Origin of the sequence: Syntrophomonas wolfei subsp. methylbutyratica, assembly GCF_001570625.1 — a bacterium.
Lineage (GTDB): Bacteria > Bacillota > Syntrophomonadia > Syntrophomonadales > Syntrophomonadaceae > Syntrophomonas > Syntrophomonas methylbutyratica.
The window spans coordinates 232311-248414 of sequence record NZ_BBQT01000001.1; the positions used below are offsets into that span (position 1 = coordinate 232311).

Annotated in this window: 9 protein-coding genes and 3 pseudogenes; all 12 read right to left on the reverse strand. The window is 42.5% G+C overall.

The window, feature by feature from the left end; translation table 11 throughout:
- Positions 1-163 precede the first annotated feature (163 nt).
- Positions 164-733: pseudogene (locus AWB54_RS01060) on the reverse strand (phage major capsid protein); the annotation flags it as partial.
- Positions 729-884, reverse strand: a pseudogene (locus AWB54_RS15570) (phage portal protein); the annotation flags it as partial. The pseudogenes AWB54_RS15570 and AWB54_RS01060, both read right to left, overlap by 5 nt.
- Before the next feature lie 113 nt (positions 885-997).
- Positions 998-1840: a nucleotidyl transferase AbiEii/AbiGii toxin family protein gene (locus AWB54_RS01070; protein WP_061212791.1), complete on the reverse strand. Its 843-nt coding sequence runs from the start codon at positions 1838-1840 to the stop codon at positions 998-1000.
- On the reverse strand, positions 1837-2430 hold the full coding sequence (locus tag AWB54_RS01075) for a type IV toxin-antitoxin system AbiEi family antitoxin domain-containing protein (protein ID WP_061212792.1): 594 nt from the start codon (positions 2428-2430) through the stop codon (positions 1837-1839). Before AWB54_RS01075 ends, AWB54_RS01070 begins: the two co-directional genes overlap by 4 nt.
- A gap of 227 nt (positions 2431-2657) precedes the next feature.
- A complete protein-coding gene (locus tag AWB54_RS01080; RefSeq protein WP_061212793.1) occupies positions 2658-3704 on the reverse strand; it encodes a tyrosine-type recombinase/integrase in 1047 nt (348 codons plus the stop codon).
- Positions 3691-4659 (reverse strand): tyrosine-type recombinase/integrase, encoded by a 969-nt coding sequence (locus AWB54_RS01085; RefSeq protein ID WP_061212794.1) that lies wholly within the window; start codon positions 4657-4659, stop codon positions 3691-3693. The genes AWB54_RS01080 and AWB54_RS01085 overlap by 14 nt, the downstream gene beginning before the upstream one ends.
- Positions 4647-5888 carry a tyrosine-type recombinase/integrase gene (locus AWB54_RS01090; protein WP_061212795.1) on the reverse strand — a complete coding sequence of 414 codons (1242 nt, stop codon included), beginning with the start codon at positions 5886-5888 and terminating at the stop codon, positions 4647-4649. Before AWB54_RS01090 ends, AWB54_RS01085 begins: the two co-directional genes overlap by 13 nt.
- Positions 5889-6579: 691 nt before the next feature.
- A complete protein-coding gene (locus AWB54_RS01095) occupies positions 6580-7359 on the reverse strand; it encodes a transposase (RefSeq protein WP_061212796.1) in 780 nt (259 codons plus the stop codon).
- A gap of 106 nt (positions 7360-7465) precedes the next feature.
- Entirely contained in the window at positions 7466-8425 is a 960-nt protein-coding gene (locus AWB54_RS01100) for an Rpn family recombination-promoting nuclease/putative transposase (protein ID WP_061212797.1), read from the reverse strand.
- Between the two features lie 263 nt (positions 8426-8688).
- Positions 8689-8981, reverse strand: a pseudogene (locus tag AWB54_RS01105) (HEPN domain-containing protein).
- A gap of 484 nt (positions 8982-9465) precedes the next feature.
- Entirely contained in the window at positions 9466-10347 is an 882-nt protein-coding gene (locus AWB54_RS01110; RefSeq protein WP_061212799.1) for a tyrosine-type recombinase/integrase, read from the reverse strand.
- A gap of 1139 nt (positions 10348-11486) precedes the next feature.
- Complete coding sequence (locus AWB54_RS01115) at positions 11487-15833, reverse strand: hypothetical protein (RefSeq protein ID WP_061212800.1); 4347 nt, start codon at positions 15831-15833, stop codon at positions 11487-11489.
- Between the last annotated feature and the right edge of the window lie 271 nt (positions 15834-16104).

A 16104-nucleotide genomic window follows, 5' to 3' on the forward strand; every position in this document is an offset into this window, starting at 1 on the left:
TTAAATAAGGGTAAGTTATGAAAATAATTCTCCCCCGGAAAAACATCTCTCCAGGGGAGCAAAATCGTTACTTTCAGCTTTAATTCATATGAGTTCAGGTTAGGCCCTCGGTCTTATTAATCATACAATAAGTTAACAACTTAAGTGCCTGGCACCGTTAAACTTAAACCGAGGTCTTGACCGGCCTGTTTAAAAGGGTGTCCGGCTCTCCTGCATTGACCGAAGGCTGCCACAGGTACTGACCCTGACCGTCTTTAAGCTTTCTGATTTCCTTTACCGTGGCATCGTTGGTGATAAAGACCGCCCGCTTACGGTAAGGAGATTTAAGGGAATAAAAGAGGTCGAATATCTCATCCATCTTAATAGCTGCTGCAGTAGTAGTTACCCCAGTCTCCCCGCCGTAGGTATCGTCAAAGATACCAGTGGGTTTGCCTCCACCATCTCCTACTAAAAAGGCTTCTTCTTACTTAGCCCCGATGCGGCGGGCGAACTCTTTAGCAATATAGCTTTCCAGGTTGAAGATACTGTCGTTTAACAGTTCTTCGGAAACCTTAATCATGGTAGCCACTTTATAGGCTCCGATGGAAACCTGGCCGAAGGCATCGTCAGCATCGGGGATAAGCCCTTCTTCATCCACCCAAGAAGCAGTGCCCTTTGAAGCTACCACCGGAATTTTCTTATCTCCACTGGAAGTGGTAATTACCTTGGCCAGCTGGCGCATGAGGTTTTTCTTTCAGCACTCCCGGATGTTCCAGCACCACACTGGGCCGAGCATCATTGGCAAATAGTTTAGAGCCATATTCTTCGGTGGCCAGGGCCATACCGATGGAGTTCTTGGCCATGGCTATTGGGGAGTAACCCACTAAGCCATCAAAGCCACCTCCTTAAAAATGAGCATGAAAAAAGCACCTACCGTTTGGCAGATGCTTTAGTTTTTACGTTTACGCTTTAATCAGTAACCGTTTAAGCTAGTTTGTAAAAAGATAACATTAATTAGTTAGTTAAAATCAGCCATATTCCACAACATAAACACTGCATTTTTTATTTCATCCCAGGAAATATCATCAGCATAGGTATATTTCTTTTGGTATCTGATCCACGATTCGTACATATTTTTATCTGCCAGAGTCTCTTGTAAGATGGTTTCCCCATCCGGTAAAAGCTCTTGTGTTCCCCGGCTTTGAGCCGTTGCATTAACCGCCTCGGCCAATGTTTTAGCATCGATGGTTTGCCCTCTTAGCTTTGAGAGGATATACAGATCATAAAAATCCCGCATCCTTGAATTGGCAATACCCCTTGCAAGAATAGTTTCCAGCTTTTCAGCAATGACTGTTTCGATGTTATAGGCAAGTATATCTATGCTCCTGTTTTCCAATAATAAATCAAACCTGTACACTACTTCCTTAGGAGTAATAACATCACCAGCAGTTATATCAACTTTAAGGGGAATACGGGCGCCACCAAATCTGGCTTCAAGTGATACCCTGACCCCGCTATAATCTGCTTCATCACGTATTTCTTCCGCATTTTCCAGCACAATGGTCACACCATCATCCACAGGCACGGATAGGATAGAACTAAAAATATCTTGAACCGTTTCTAGCGATAAAGGATAGCTTTTTATAGTAGCATCCATGTCAATGGTTGAGCGGATATCAATGCCTACTACAGCTGCTACGAGCATTCCGCCTTTTAATATAAAGTTATTCCTAAATTCCGATAGGGCTATCCTTTCAAGTAACCGCTCTAGCATATAGTTTCTTAACAAAATTTGTGCGTTAATCCCTTTTTCCCGGGCCATGTTTCTAATTAAATCTTTAAGCTGTGTTAAATTTTTCATAACAAAATCTCCAGGTATCCCCTTAATGTATTTTGAACGTTTAATTTCCCTGCATACCTTAACAGTAATGGAATGTTTTTATCCTTTTGTTTTAGATATCTTCTGATGGCATCATTTAAAATTGCTACATCCATATTGTTGCGATTACGGACGATATCACAGATAGTTCTTTCTCTATTGTAGATTTGGATCAGCCTTCCGTATAAGGTTTTCCCCTCAGTGACCCCCAGTTGGTAAAGCTCCTTTTTGACTGTATATACTTTTACGCCTACCTTTCTTAGATGAGTAGCATTATATCCATAAGGAACAGTTACCGACCATTCGATGGGATCCCTGTCAGTCAAGTCATGTAAATACAAGGCAGTTTCATGAGAGAAAATAATTCTGCGGTTTTTGGCCTGCAACCTGTACATCTCATCATCAAAAGTATCCGGAGCTAGGTAAACTCCTCTGGAGACTCTCTCAAGTTTATCTTCTTTGACAAATAAGGCTAGGTAATGCCTTGGGACATTTTTAGCATCCACGTCTTCTGTTAATACCAGGCCATTCTTCTTTTCGATAAGTTTGTTCAGTTGGGCTCTGTAGTTCATTTGATCAACCCCTTTACAACTACGCTATAATTATATCTGATTTGAGCGTAATTGTAAAACCTAATTTCCTGCAACTATTTTAGCTTTTCTAAATCCCTCCAACCACGAATTTGTCGATTTATGCTTACAGTAAAATTATTATCCCTACTAAAATAAAATCCAAACCCATGTGAAAATTCGCTGTAATTAACTATTTTTTCGCATTAATGGTTTGGAGTTTATTTTGCTTACTTTTTGCTCAGTTTACTGATTCCGCACAAAGAAGATATGCTTGTATCTGTATTCTTCCATTTTGCGGTAACTTTTTTATCATTTTCGCTTTCAAGTGTTGCCATTGCTTTTGCCTCCTGTTCAATCGTTATATCCATGTAAATCATAGTAGTTTGAAGCTGAGCATGACCAAGCAAAAATGATATCTGAACTATATTCATTCCGTCTTCAAGCCAATGGGAGGCTTTTGCATGACGAAACTGGTGTGCATGCAAATCCTCTGGTATATCCGGATTCTTCGCATGGCCAGAAGTAGCATGTTTTTTTAACATCTTTGAAACTGCAGCCTGGGTCATCTTAATATGAGTTCCTTTAATCTTAGAATAGAACAGGTACGCTTCTGGATCAGGGATATTACCATGAAATAAAACTATATATTTTTTCAAATGTGCGACTGCCTTTGGCAACAAATACAGTGTTCTTAGCTTATTGCCTTTACCCACGACATTTATATACGCTTTTCCGTTAAGACAAATGTTTTTAATTTGCAGCGATAAGGCTTCATCTAAACGAATAGCAGTTGCATAAAGCAGGATTATTAATGTAAGATCCCGTACTCCTGTCTTTGTTGTGCCATCGGGTTCTTCCATAAGAGTCTTAATTGCACTGCGGGATAAGCCATTGACCTTACGGTTTTTTCTCTTTCTCAATCTTATGGTTGCCGCCCCATTGGATAAATCTGAATATTTTACATCACGAGATGCCAGATATTTTAAAAATGCCCGTAAAGATGCAAGCCGGTTGTTGCATGTCTCAGGACTACAGTTTCGTATTTCTGTCAGCCATACAAGCCATCGCTCAATTTTTTCTTTATCGAAACAGCTTGCCTCAAAACATTCAAGCGTTATACCGGACTGTTCTAGAAAGCCAACATATAAAGTCAAGGCATTCTCATAGGAGCGGAGTGTGTGCGGACTACCGGTAAGGTGATTTGGAGCATACTCTCTGAGAAACAGAGAAATATATTTTGCAATGTCGACAGCTTCCGTTTTAGCTTTCTTCATATTCAGTCACCTCCGGAATGATATCATCAAATCCTTGCTGACTGTGTGAAGCAATCGTATCAGCTAATGCTGGAATCAGAGAGTAGTAATATTTTGTACTCTCCAGCTGCATATGTCCCATGCTTTTACTAAGATAAAGAAATTTATCTGAAAACCCAAAACCCTCATGTGTCCACGAATTTATATTTCTGATTGCGTAATTATGTCTGAGATCATAGGGATTAGCGTGGTCACGGTTGACTTTATCCCATATCCTTCTGAATACCAAAGGAGACCATTCCTGGTAAAAAGGAACCGTTGCTGTATATGCAAAGAAATATGTTCTTGAAGGAAAGATTTTTTCAATTACACTGTTGTAACTCTTTAAAATCTCAAGCATGGATTCATGTAGCGCAACATAGTGCTGGTCTACACCCTTAGATTCTTTTATATCAATGACACCATTAACGAGATCCATATTTTCAGTTGCCAACAGTCTAGCTTCAACCGTTCTCATTCCAGTGCTGAAGATGAGTCTGAAAAAAACGGAAACAGTAAGCCGTCGGGCAGCTGTTAACTGATTAGGTGCTTTTGATACTTCATTATCGCATTCTGCAAAAAACGATGAAAGCTCTTCATCTGTAAATGCATGAGGTATATATGTTCTATGGCACTCTGCCTTAATCAGTTCAGGAACAACGAGGGAACATATCTTTCGCTGATTCAGAAATTCGACTAATTTAGCAATGATATAGGTTCTGCAATAGCAGGAAATGGATTTTTCTGTTTTGCGCTGAATACACCAGCTGTCAATCATGTCCTGAGTTATTCCTTCTATCTTCGGAAAGTTTTCAAGACAATGACGGTCAAAATATAGCATCAGCTTATCATTAGCCTTATTCCAACGGTCGGATGCAATACGAAAGTCTCGGAATGGTTGTATAAGTACTTTCCTGGATGCGCTTATTTCAAACATGATTGAAACACTTCCTTTGCCATAGGAAAATCTTCTACGGAAAGAGCACACTCTCTCAGGTGTTTCATGTCAGCATGAAGATATGACGATAATGATTCCGGTGCCGTATGTCCCATAGTTCTGGTGATGACTGGCTGTGGAACTCCATTTGACAACAATTTTATAGCTAAATGATGTCTGAATATATGGGTCCCTTTTCTACGGCCTTTCTCTTGTCTTATATTTGCGGCTGACATTATTTTTTTCACACTATAGCCGATGCCATCCGTTGTAAGGTTATTGTGCGGCGCTCTTGAATCAAGAAATAGATAAGGTGAAGCGCTCATTGGACGTTCATTGATGCAATAATCATAAATAGCGTTTCCAACTACAGGGAGAAGCGGGATCTCCAATGGTTGGGATGTTTTCTGCTGGACAATGCGAATTCTGTCATTATTCCAATCGATAAATTCCAGTTGCATACATGCAATATCTATTCCTCTAAGACCTGTATGCAGCAAAAGGCGCCCAACAGCACGGTCTTTACAAGATAAAGAATAATTGCTGTCTTCCAATACCTGCCGGATTTTAGCTGCTTCACCGTCTGTAAGATAATCAATGTTTTTTCGGGCAATCCGCAGGTTTGGAATATATGCAAGAATTCTAGTGGCTTCTTCGTTCCCGGATTCAGAAAGGATTTTAAAAAAACGTATTATATTTGCACAAAGTGAACCAGATCTTTTTCTTACACCGTCTGCAAAAAAACAGGTTAGTACATCTTTTTCGGTTACATCCGAAAGTGAAGTGGCTCCTTTACATTGCAGTTCATACAGGAAAGAAGAAATCTTTGTCCTATAGGATGCAACTGTGGAGCTTTTTAGTCCTTTGCAAGTCTGTGTCTCAAAGTCCTCATACAGTTGCTTATACTCGCTGCTGAGCTTTGTATATGCAGACTTTATTTTCCAAAACGAAGAATAACTCTTTTTATTGTCCGGAAAGTTTCCGTGAAGATGAAACTGCTCCAGCTTGCCTATAATTGCCCTGACCTCATGAAGATAAGTTGGGCTGTAACTCTGATCGACATACCATTGGTAAACATCTTCGTATGTGGTCCAGTTATGATTACTGGCATTATCAGTAATCTGCTTGATAGTAGTTTTGTAACGATTGACATATGTTTCTGCATAATCATGCTCACGCAGATATGTCAAGAGCTCATCGTGATGAATGAGTAAGTAATTAATATCCATGAGATACCTCCTTTTTCAAAAAGTATCTCAAGGAGTGTGAATAAAATCAAAACATTTATAGGATTTTAGATGGATATTTAATGATTTTTTATGTGTGGTTTGGATTTTATTTTAGTAGGGATAATATTGCTTATCAGTACGTACTGATAAGCAATAGCCCCCGCGCATCATAGACCGATTTTTCGCTAACCCCTTCATTCCGGATACACCGGTCAAGAGCCATGATCATAGCCACCGCACCGTCAATCGCCAAATTCAGAGCAGAAGTGTTTCATGATTTTAAGATAAGTCTGGGCAATAGATACCTGGGGAACATAATCACTGGTATTGTTTATTACATTTATTGAAATGGGTGATACAGGTGCCTTACCAAGTAACTGATAATTAAATAAATCGACTGATTTTTGGATGTTCCAGTTACTAGCTACATTCCTTTGGGGCTGAGAGTAGACCCAGGTGGGCTGTTGCAACTGCTGGGTAGGCTGGGGTAAGGGTGACTGGAAACAGGGGTGCAGAAAATAGCAAACAGGGTCAACCACCGTAATGGCAGTTGACCCTGTGTTGTCTGTTGGGGCTATGTTGGGGCTAAGTCCCCTATTCTCCTACAATAACTTAACAACTTAAGTGCCTGGCACCTATTCTACCTCAGATTTCCATCATATACCTTAACAATTGAAAAGCAATGTCTTTTCTAAGTGCCTGGCACCTGTCCTACCTTAAATATTCTATGTACGGTAAACCCGGTCATCCTTGATAACTGCCTCAGAGAAACCCCCTCTTTCTCCTTTAGATATCTTAGGACTTCGGTCTGGATTCCGGACTCCAAGCTATGGAGCTTAGCTAGCTCTATATTATATTTATCCAGCACTAACTGCCTTACTTCATTATCAGAGATCGTTTTCCTTTTTGTAGCGATATCTAGACATTGATCGTCGTTGGCTTCTAGATGAAAACTACGAAATCTTGCCAGGGCTTTATCCCTTTCAGTAGCGAACATCGCTAGAACGAAATTGGAATTAACTATCTTTGCCTGCTTTATGTATTCCTTATAACTACTCCATTTATAGGTTTCAATATCACTTGACAAACCGGCCTTCACCGGGTTTTGGTGGATATATCGTAATACGGTGAGAAAATAGGCATCGTCTTCTACAGGCTCACTTTTAAATCTATCCTGGAATAAGTGACCTATTCGATTATACTGCCAGTTATACCAGTACGCATAACTAATACCGATACGCCTCATCGTATTACCGATTTCTTCATTCCCCTCCTTCATCAGCAAGTGAACATGATTACCCATCAAGCAGTAAGCATATATTTCATATTCAATTTCTTTCTGATATCCAGCTAAAGTATCAATAAATCTTTCGTTATCCCCATTCTCCACAAATATATTCTGCTTGTTAATTCCCCTTACTATTATGTGGTAAATACCTGTCGAACTCAACGCTCGCCTTACACGTGGCATTACTTCTCACCCCTAATCCATTAAATTATAAAATAAAGGAGTTCTGCCGTCAAACAAAGAACCGTCCCTTTGTTTGCCTGTCATAAGTGCCTGGCACCTGTCCTACCTAATTTTCTATTTCTTTTGCTATTTTTCCTATCTCTTTTTTGGGCAGTCCTGTTAATTTTTCAATTAATCCCAATTCCATACCTTCCCTTATAGCATTCTTAGCCACTTCTATTTTACCCTGTTTTGCTCCGACCTCCATGCCTTTTAAGATACCTTCTTCTTTTCCCTCTTCTCTAAATATCTCCGCTAAAGTCATCACTACCTCACTCCCTTCTGGATAAGTAGTTTCAATTTTCTTAACCACTTCATTGAAATCCGCCCTGGTCAAATCGGCTCTGGCATTAAATATATACCTCATCAGGGTCTCAAAGTATTCTATTCCCGTTTTTTTATCATCTAACTCCCGCAGATAGCTTACTGCTCTAAAGACAGAATCCTGCAGGCTCTTGCTATCCTTTGTAAATATATCTCTTAATGTGGTAAACAGTATTCTAAGCTGGGCTTCACCTTTTATCTCATCATCGGTAAACTGCGATAGGTCATAAAGTAAGTATTCATAGTTCGGGGTAAATTTTTTAATATCTTCCGGGAGGTCTTTGTATCCCACTATCATTTCTCCCAGGGTGGTTCCTATTTTCCAGCGGTCTTTGCCATGGTATACTACCAGCGGTATTATCACCGGCAGCTCATCAGCTTTTTCTTTTTTGCTTTTAGTTTCCCAGATTTCCATCATATACCTTAACAATTGAAAAGCAATGTCTTTTCTGGTATAGCTTTTATGTTCAAAGAGAAAATAAATATATCCTTCCCTGTTGTTTATATTGGCCTTAAAAAGCAAATCGGAAAAACCTTCTTGCAATTCCTTATTTATAAAGCTGTCCTTTTGGGGTTCCAGGGTATCTACATCTATGACTTTAATAATGTTTCCCGGCAGATAATTATTTAAGAAGTCCTTTGCTACCTCCACCTTGCCTAAGGTTTCTTTGAAGAATCTATCATGGGGATTTTGGATTTTCATTATATCACCTGCCTGTTTTCATTATATCATTTGGCCTGATATTATAGCATTATTTATTCTCCTGAAATAACTTAACAACTTAAGTGCCTGGCACCTGTCCTACCTGTCGAACTCAACGCTCGCCTTACACGTGGCATTACTTCTCACCCCTAATCCATTAAATTATAAAATAAAGGAGTTCTGCCGCCAAACAAAGAACCGTCCCTTTGTTTGTATTTCAACGGTAATCCCTTGTGCTTCTACAGCAGCCACAAAGGCCCAAACTATTGAGTTGACTTGATTTGCTGCAGTAACCATTGTACCACTTCCTTGGTCTTGGTTAGATAATCCCAAACAACCTCTTTGGGATAACGCTTGATAGCATCGTCCAACATATCAGGGTAACGTGCTCCAACTCCAGCCATGTTAAGAACTGCAATGAACTCTAACTGAGATTCAGAGAGTTCTACCTTAGCAATCTTCACTAATTGAATAAGGTTATGCGTTTGGGTGGAATATCCCCAGTTCGTTCAACAATTAAGCCCTTAATAGCTTTTTCGATTGCCAACTGGCACATAAATGCAGTATAAACGTACCTGCTAGTATTATATTATACATTGCTTCTGCCGTACCGATATCATAATCTGATTGCCGTAACCATTCCACAGTTTCGGGACGCATTAATATGTTTCATCACTATCCCTTCTTTTGCTCTGATTATAGCTTACCCATGGTAATTCGTAAAGCGTTAGCTACAAACCGACAATTTCGCATCATTGCTATCCGATGATCCCCGCAGAGCACGTGGCAGGAGGCTCCTAGTGACGACCTTAAACTAGTGGGAATCGTATATACCAGCCCAAAATCTCAGAAACGTTCCCGTAGCAAGTGGCAGGCCATAAGTGGACAAGGTTCCTGTCCCCCTGTCCACTCCTGTTGACTGACTGCATTATTCCTCCGGCAGACCGCGGGGACTGTCCTCATGGTTCCTCAAACAAAGAACCGTCCCTGTGTTTGCCCCTGTCAGCACTGCCGCCAAATACGGGGCAAAAGGGGACAGGCTACAGCAGGGCTACTGCTTGGGCTTTGTCTTTCTGGCTGGTGTTGATGTAGTAGTTTGCTGTTGTTGAAATATCAGCATGCCCGGCTAGCTTAGAGACAGTTGTGATTGGAATGCCGGCTTGCACTAGACGGGTACAGAAGGTATGCCTGAGCTTGTGGGGATATATTTTTAGATCGGTAGCTGTTCCTATCTTCTCCAGTACAGTGTTGACTGTATCCCGGTTGAGTTTGTCGGCTCGCTGACTAACCAGGAGGTAGGGACTACTGTTCTGCTTGCTGTTTTGCCGTTCTCCATTGATGTAGAGCTGCAGCTTTTCTACCAGGTCCGGTCTTAGTGGTACATCCCTAATCTTCCCTCCTTTCCCAAGGATTCTGACCTGTCCCAGCAGAAGATCCAGGTCAGCCAGCTTTATACTGCACATTTCACTAACTCGGCAACCAGTGTAGAGTAGGAAGTGGAAGATGAGGTTGTCTCTGGCTGATAGGTTTCCCTCCCGGTCTACATAATCCAGTAGCTGCTCCAGTTCTGCTTCAGAAAACACCTCCACCTGATGCTCACTGTCGCTGTCCAGTTTTACCCGATCTTGCTTCGGCTTGACTATGGGTGGCCCCGCTGGGAGAACTCCTGTCTGGACCAGGTAGGTAGTGTAGGAACTGAGGCTGTTGACTGCCTTGTTGACAGTAGCCGGCTTGTAGTCCTGCTCCAGCATCCAGTTCCTGAAGCCAGTGATGTGCGACCGGTTGATCTTGTCTGCCTGACTGATTCCCTGGCCTTGTAGGTACCTGTGGAAACTACTCACATCAGCTAGGTAGCTCTGGATGGTCTTTTTAGCTTTGCCGTCAGCTAGCAGATGCTGTTCAAACTGTTGTATGGTATTCATGCTCATCAATCTCCTTTCACTGCATTTCTTTTTCATGCAACTTGGTCAGAAAATAGCAAACTCCCTGCCTAACTTAGATTAAGCAGGGAGCTGTGGTCGGTAGCTTTGTCACCGTTGCTGGGTTTCAGGAATAGGATGCTGGTCTACGGTGTTTTGCAGCCAATTTTAGCTGCTTTTTGCAGTCAGCTGGGGATAGGGTTCTGATACTGCTCCCGGGAACTGGCTGCATTATTCCTGGGCTGAGACTCTGCAACTGTGGGCTGTTTCGACTGACTGGGTAGGCTGGGGTCAGGTTGACTGGGAATAGGTTAGTAGAAAAAAGAATACAGGGCCAACCACCGCTATGGCAGTTGACCCTGTGTTGTCTGTTGGGGCTAGGTCCCTATTCTCCGACAATAACTTAACAACTTAAGTGCCTGGCACCTGTTCTACCCCGGCTTCATCACTACTATGAGGTAATCCGACTTCTGGCAGACCTTCGTCTCTCACTTAGTTTACAAGACCTTGTTTGAGCCTACCGCAACTTAGCGGAGCCTGTCAGACCTCCCAGGTATGCGTGTACTATCTTTGTATGCTCGCCACGCTCTATTGATCCCGGCGGAATCTCCCTAACCTCGCACTATCGGTTAGTTCTTGCTGTCTGCGGTGAAGAGGAACACATCGACTTCCGCTCTATATATATATATTACGGGGCTGAATCGCTTCACGGTTTCCCATTGCGGCTCTCATACTCCCTATCCTACGCTTAAACCTCACCTCACGGCTTCGGCTCCAAGGACTCGGTACCGGCTGTTTGCTAGACTTTACCAGGCGAGGACTCCCACCTCGCTATATTACACGCACCGAACTGGCGCTCCCTCTATCTGATTATACCAAAGTAAACCAGCCAACTAGGTAAGCTATTAGGAACCCGCACCATGCTTGGCTGGTTTTGTTGTCCGGCTCTCACTCCCGGAACAAGAAAACAGGGCCAACCACCTGAATGGCAGTTGATCCCGCATTCATCGCAAACAGAGAGCCGTCCCCCTGTTTGCCCCTTGATGTTTGTGAGAAAAAGCCCCCTGCAGAGCAGTTGATTGCTCTCGCAGGGGGCCTTTCGGTCGGTCAGTTATTACGACAAACCTTCGTTTAGGGTATGGCTATTGGATATTGATCGCGGTCTGTCCTGGGGCCAAATAATTGCCAAGTAGATCCGTCGGACAAGTAGCAACCGGCAACGGAGCTGATGTACTCATTGTCGCATGATTAGGTGCTGTACCAGCAATTATCAATCCGGCGCCAGTATCTTTAGAAGCAACGTTCAGTACTAATTGCGTTCCTGCTGCACCTGTGAGCTTACTCAAGTCATTTGCTGAGAAGGTTGCATCGGTAAATGCTGCAGAACTATTAGTACCATTTTTCGTTACTGGGAAGTTTGCATTCACATCACCAAACAACGGGGCTGTAGCGGTTAAGAAATTAGTATTAACCTTTTCTGAGAATGTTAATGTTAATATATCGCCGATATCATTACCAAAACCTGCAGTACCTCCAGCTTTTGAGGTAACCTTAGCTTTGATTACAACCGGTTCTGCACCGTCCAAGACTCTGGCTGCACCAATCAGGATTGCACCGTCGGGAGCTTTCAGTGTCAGGGCCGATGAATCTGTACCGGTTATCGGAGATGCGGTGGTAATAAATACATACTTATCTGCTGCACTGCCAGGTGCCAAAGGAACGGTTTCTCCCAACTCCCCTAATCTGGCATTAAAGCATAACATTTGATATACGCTAGCAGTAACAGCATTGTCGGTAGTATAACCAGCAGCAGTTGTTTTTCCACCAAAAACTAGTGTTTGTCCTGTAGCCAGTACTTCTACGTCAGTCAGAGTTCTGCTTACTCTTAATACTGCACCATCAATCTTTCCGTCTCTATTGGCATCAAAAGCAACGGATCCAGTAATGATTACCGGGAGAGCACCAGTTAATGCATATGCATAACCAGAACATACATACTGGGCTTCAAAGAGCATATCACCATTGGCTACAGCCACTCCAGTTCCAGTATCAGTCAGTTCTACCTCGTGAGCTCCGGACAGTAGTTCACCATCTGCAGCCTCCAAGTTATTCAGAACATTCAGCGTGCAGGTAAATGAAGGTCCAACTCCGGTTCCCCAGGTTCCCTTTGGCATAGCGATGGTTACGCCATCCCAATCAGCAGTTACACCAGGTATACCCTTGCTAACAGAATTACCAGGAGGCAGCGGAGCTGCGTTGAACTGATAGACTGCTGACGAAGCCACACCAGTTACTCCAGTCGACTTCATGGGTTTGGTGAATTTAATGTATAGATAGTCTTTGTCAGCATCAGTACCTGTATTGATATTGTCATCGAAAGCTGCCCAAGCAATTTTTGTTGCAGTGTAAGTCGTAGTACCTGAAATTGTGAAATTAAATGTCTGCGTTGCAGAAGTATTACCAACATCATCAGATATGGATCTGATAATCAGGGTCCATGTACCAGGCTCAAGGGTAGTGGGTGCGCCAGCCAAATTAACCGGCTGTATTACAAACGAATAATCGTTGTCTACAACTGTAGTGGTAAGCGCAGGTAAATCAACAAGTTTACCTTGCCAGGTAAGATCGCCCTTGACAAATTCGAAGGTCGGTTGTGGTATACCTGTTCCCAAGGTTTGCTGTTCGCTGGGGGTTAATGGCATAGTATTCAGCATGTCAACGCCAGCATCATATGTTCCATTACCGTTTACATCGGTAAATGGAATCTGTACCGGCTCATTCATCTTGACATAAACACTCTGCCCTGCACCTATAACGGCAGGACAGCCATTGATTGTTTTACCATCGATTTCATAAACATCTTTGACTTCTTCAATTGTCGGCGACACAGTATCAATAGAATTGGTTAGAGTTAAAGCTACAGGAACTATGGCATTACCAGCAGCGTTTTCAACTACATCAACTGCAACTACATAAGGATTATAGGTTGAAGTGTAGTAATTATCGCCACTGACGGATGTATTATAATGCACCGTCCAGTCATTTAAGAATTCAATCAGGAAGTACTTGGCAGGAGTATTTACAGCTACAGTCGGGTTCATTGCTACATTAGTTATAGTTTTGCTACCATCGCCAGATATAATCTGATAATCTACTCCATTGGTTAGCGGTTCCTTGGGTGATGCAGCATAGCCATCAGCTTTGTAAATCTTGATAGCATCTGCAAGTGTCTTCCCAGTAACTGTAGTTACGTTTTCGGAGAACTTAAGCAGCCATTGTTCTGGGGACTGCTTAATCAGCTCTACGGTCGGCTTGGTTGTACTAGCTGTTACAGTAAAATCAAAGGTCTGGGTTGCAACCATGTTGTTCGGGTCAGTTAGAGCTGCCCAATCACCAACATTATTGGCCTGCAAAGTATAGGTGCCTGGAGCCAGCTTATGCAGACGGTCAAGCTTGATGGTTACAAAGTTTCTGGTATCGACACCATCAAGATATCCAATGTGGGTTTTATCATCTTTACTTACATATAGCCCCGTTGCAACAATGTAATTGTTCAAATTGGCGAAATTGATATCAGCAACGGTTGCTGCAGCCGGAACGATCATAACCGGTTTGCCGTCAACTCTGAAATGATCGTTTAAGCGAGTTCCGGCTGTTGGTGCACCAGGAAGTGCTGAAGTCTGTTCACAAAGATCTTCAGCCATGGCCTCATAGAACTGAACCCGTAAGGTCATCTGTTCTTCAACAGTAACGCCAGCAATGTAAGGTTGCTGCGGATCGGTAAAGATAAAGTCTTTACCTGCATTATTTGCTACTACTTTGGTTCCTATATTGGCGGGAATACTTAGATTATGAGTAACATTGTCTCTTAAATATGCGCCTGGATCAGCAGCATTTATTACTGTTATAGGTCCAGTTTTAGTATCTAAACGGTCAGTGGCGTTTGCAGCACTATAGAAGTTGTCAACATTTAGTATTAACATCAAGGTAGTATCATTTACTGACACTACATCTTTAATTAAAGTTCCAACTACTACATTACCATCAACTTTGAATCCAAAGTTAGCGGCTTTTGCTGCTGCCAGTTTGGCTGCCGGAGTTCCTCCAGGAACAAACTGGCTAACAATATCATTCTTGTTTATCTTGCCGCTGAATTTAGCAATGATGCGATCAGCTGTATTGGCTTCGGCACTTACCAGCGTTACCATCTCAACACTATCGCCGCTTCCAGCAGGATCAAAAGTAATTTCCAGTGTTTCTGCTGGTATACCGACAAACGCTCCATCTTCACCCGAAGCTACCGCTGCTACAGTGGCATTGATATAAGCGGTAACGGTTTTTGCAGATGCAGTTGAAGTAAGCACAACTGCTGCTTCACCATCATTCATAGCTACGGTAGTGTACGATAGAGCACCTAGGGTAGTCGACATGGTCAGTGTAGCATCGACATTAACTGGTGTTGTTGGGTTGGCTTTTTCAAACATTTGAGCTTTAATTACAGTGTTATCAGCGCCATTAGCGGTTAATTTTGCTTTATCTGATGTAAGTTTTAATTCGTAGAGGTCGGTAACCTTCGGTACTTTTATTGTGTTGCTGTTCGTAGCTACAGTAGCGTTACCTGCGGTTACACCTGTGACTACTATTGTGACATTATCGTTATAGTTTAGTCCCTGTACAGTTATAGTAGCTTTTGTTTTGTCAGCGCCTAATACGGCAGACTGAACTGTCTTAGCTTCTCCACCCACTTTTACATCAAAGTTGGCAGGGTCTACAGCATCAACTGCTTTATTAAATGTTACCTCAATGGTTGTTTTGTTAATAGCACTTACACTGCTAACAGTTAACGCTTCTGCTGCTGGAACTGTGAAAGCAGCCGCCCATCCTTTGCTGTCTTTATACTGCCAACCAATTTCAATTGATTGTGCTGCAGCGGTAGCAGCAAAGGGTGCAAATGTAAAGGCAACCGTCTTGGTCGCTTCGGTCCAGTTAAAGTTGCTTACAGCTAGGTCGGCTTTTCCGGCTCCATCGATTCTGGAAACAAAAGTGAAATCACCTTCTACCGGTGTGCCTTCTCCTGTCATGGTGATAGTAATGTTGCCATTATCGGCAACTACATTGCTAACAGCCAAGCCGCTCGGTATCAAGTCGCCGTCTCCAGCTGCATAATTAGACACTTCACCGGCATCATTCTTATAAGTGATGGGCGGTAAAGCTGTTATCTGATCTGCTGTTAAGGGTGTACCCCCCATTATTGACGTCCAACCGCTTGTTTGGCCATCAATATTATAGGCCAGCATGCCTGTTCCCAGGTTGTCAAGAGCGGCTTGGATTTCTGCTGCATTGGCGGGATTAGTGACATAGCCAATGCTATACGCCTTGTCCCCAATGATAACGCTGTCTGTAGGAATAGCAGCTGATGCTACTGATGCAAACAACATCAAAAAGGTTAGAGTTAAGGCTATGACTTTATAATTCCTTCTCTTTATCACTATTAAATATGCCTCCTTTTTAAGAAATCTCTCTCCGGTAATCCTGACTGTATACTATCGGTGAATACTAATAGTAATTAACCCCGATAGTATAGCGATTGCAATTTACCTTTAACCCCGCCTCCTCTCCATAATTCTAAGTCAGGGTTTAAACAGGCCTATTATTCAAACTCCCCTCTGACTGAACCAGGTTAACGGATTTTAACTCGTAATAATCCGTTTTCCCCAGAAGGGAGTTTGTTAACGCCCCTTCCCATCTTAGGTTCCTTCA